At 65.4% G+C, this 2716-nt stretch carries 3 protein-coding genes; all 3 read right to left on the bottom strand.

Annotation, left to right across the window (positions count from 1 at the left end; genetic code table 11):
* Nucleotides 1–77 precede the first annotated feature (77 nt).
* Nucleotides 78–1754, bottom strand: a complete 1677-nt coding sequence (gene tnpC, locus ACO2Q5_RS23810) for an IS66 family transposase (RefSeq protein WP_423295698.1) — start codon at nucleotides 1752–1754, stop codon at nucleotides 78–80.
* Between the two features lie 63 nt (nucleotides 1755–1817).
* Nucleotides 1818–2171: an IS66 family insertion sequence element accessory protein TnpB gene (gene tnpB / locus ACO2Q5_RS23805; RefSeq protein WP_377406503.1), complete on the bottom strand. Its 354-nt coding sequence runs from the start codon at nucleotides 2169–2171 to the stop codon at nucleotides 1818–1820.
* Complete coding sequence (gene tnpA / locus ACO2Q5_RS23800) at nucleotides 2168–2626, bottom strand: IS66-like element accessory protein TnpA (protein ID WP_423295695.1); 459 nt, start codon at nucleotides 2624–2626, stop codon at nucleotides 2168–2170. The genes tnpB and tnpA overlap by 4 nt, the downstream gene beginning before the upstream one ends.
* Nucleotides 2627–2716 lie beyond the last annotated feature (90 nt).

Raw genomic sequence — 2716 nt, 5'->3', positions numbered from 1 at the left:
CGTATGCGGCGGCCGCGCCCCATTGGATTATCGCTTGCACGGCGAGTTCGGAGTGATGGCAGAGGTCTGTTCGTAGCTCACAGTGGGCTACTTGATGAGCTCATTTCGTCAGGCGTCGCATGTAGGGCATGGGCCCATGGCATCAGCGCGTCGATATCCTTGGCCGGGTGGCCCTTGGCGATGCTGGTGAAGAGATCGCGCAGGTAAGCGTAGGGTTCGACGCCATTCATCTTGCAGGTGCCGATCAGGCTGGCGAAGCGGGCCCAGTTCCGGCCCCCCTCGTCATGGCCGGCGAAGAGTGCGTTGCGGCGGTTCATGGCCGGGCTGCGGATGGCGTTTTCGACGAGGTTGGAGTCGATGTCGACGCGGCCGTCGTTCAGGAACAGCCGGAAGCCGTCCTGACGTTTCAGCATATAGGCCATGGCCTCGCCGAGGTCGGATTTGCGCGAGACGCGCTTGGCCTGGGCCGCCAGCCAGGCAAAGAACTCGTCGACCAGCGGGCAGGACAATTCGTGCCGGACGGCCCGGCGATGGTCGGGATCTGACCCGCGGATCGCCTCCTCGATCTTGTAGAGCGCCGCGATGCGCAGCAGGGCCTCGTCGACGATGGGCGAGCCCTTCTGCGGCTTGGCCTTGATCAGTTTGCGCCGCCCATGTGCCCAGCAGAAGGCCAGCCGCAATGGATCGCCCCCTGTGCGCTTCGGTGTGGCGAGGTGAGAGTAGCCGCCATAGGCATCGACCTGTATCGTGCCGTTGAAGCCGTCGAGGATCTCGGCGGCATACTCGCCCTTCCGCCCCGGCCGGTAGTGGAACACCACGCCAGGCGGGGCGGTGCCGCCCCACCCCCGGTCGTCTCGTAAGACCGCCCAGAGGTAGCCGGTCTTCGTCTTTCCCTTCCCCGGGTCGAGCACTGGGGCGGTCGTTTCATCGACATAAAGCCGGGTGCTGTCGGCCATCAATCGCTTGGCCATATGCTCGACCACCGGCGCGATCAGGGCGCCGGTCCGGCCCATCCAGTCGGCCAGAACCGACCGGTCGATCGGCACGCCATGCCGCGCCATGACCACGGCCTGTCTATTCAACGGCATGTGCTCGGAATGTTTGGACACCGCGATCTGGGCGAGCAGCGCCTCGGTCGGCCAGCTCCCCTCCAGCAGATGTGCGGGTGCCTTGGCCTGCACCACGCCCGCGCGCCCTTTGGGGCAGGCATAGCGGGGGCGGACGGTGACGATCACCTGATAGCGTGCCGGAATGTAATCCAGCCGCTGGGTCCGGTCCTCGCCGATCCGCACCATGTCCCCGCAGCCGCAGGGGCACGCAATGCTGTCAGGCTCGACCATGCGCTCGACGCGCGGCAGGCTTTCGGGCAGCGCACGCGCCTTGCGGGGCGCTCGCGGCATACGTTTCTCAGGGTCCGGTTCGCGGGCCGCCATCCTCTCCTCAAGGGCCGCGATCTGTGCCTGGGTCTCGGCGATGGCGGTTTCCTGATCCTCCAGCGCCAGTTCCAACTGCGCCAGGTCCAGCTTCTCGGATTTCGGCCCGAACTTCGTGCGCCGGTAATCCAGAACCTGGCCTTCCAGCTTCTCGATCAGCGCCTGCAGCGCGGTGATGAAGGCATCCTTCTCGGCCACCACAGCCTGCTCATGCTGGCGCGCTGCACGCTCGACCGAGAGCTCGAACTGCATCGCGGCAAAGGCCTTCGCCACCTCGGGTGGAAGGTCTGGAAACTGGCTGAGATCGAAGGGCGGCGGCATGCGCCGTCCTACCCGATCCGAGACAAAACGACAATAAAACAACGCCAAAAATGACCCGGTGAGTCATCCTGCCGCAGTCGGCGGCTGCACCCGGCGCGCAACTGTCCGGCGCCAATCCAGACCTTCGAACAGAGCTTCCGCCTGAGCCCGGGACAGCCGCATCACCCCGTCCTGAACCTTGGGCCAGGCAAAGCTGCCCTGTTCCAGGACCTTGTAGATCAGAACCATGCCGGTGCCATCCCACACCAGGATCTTCAACCTGTCGCCACGCTTCGAGCGGAACACCACCGTCACCCCGGAATGCGGGTCGAGCTTGAGCTCGGTCTGCACCATCAGCGCCAGCGCCTGATGGCCACACCGGAAGTCGACCGGCTTCGTCGCGATCAGGATCGGCAGACGCTGCCCGGCGACGATCATGACGCCCCGCGCAGGGCTCGAACCACGGCCGCTATCCGGTCGACCGCAACATCGCCCGGAACCCGCAGCACGACATCGGCCCCGATTTCCACCGTCATGATACCAGCCGATGGCTCACCAGCCTGAGCAAGGACTGAGGTCTCTGCCGGCAGGTCAGAACGCGCTTCAATCGCCAAGGGCACAAAATTCGGCTCCGAGGGAGTGTCGCAGGATGATCGAGGCCTCGCCAACAGATCCGCCGGCAGGGTCAGCAGCCCTTGCCGCGCCTGCCGACGCCATTCGGAAAGATGGTGGGCCTGCATGTCATGACGCCGCGCGACATCCACCACGCGAACACCGGGCTGCAGGCTCTCCGCCACGATCCGGGCCTTCACATCGTCAGGCCAGCGCCGGTTCCTCCGCCGAGGCTCCACCACCTCGCAGCGACCGACAAATCCGTCTCCACCATCCGGCATCCGCGCGCTCCTCCAGCTTCAACCCTCCTTCTGAAGGCTGCGGCCGCGATAGAACACGCGCAAAATCAATGGGGCAGAGACGGCGCATAC

Origin of the sequence: Neotabrizicola sp. VNH66 (genome assembly GCF_049445895.1) — a bacterium.
Lineage (GTDB): Bacteria > Pseudomonadota > Alphaproteobacteria > Rhodobacterales > Rhodobacteraceae > Pseudogemmobacter.
This window is presented reverse-complemented; position numbering and strand designations above follow the sequence as displayed.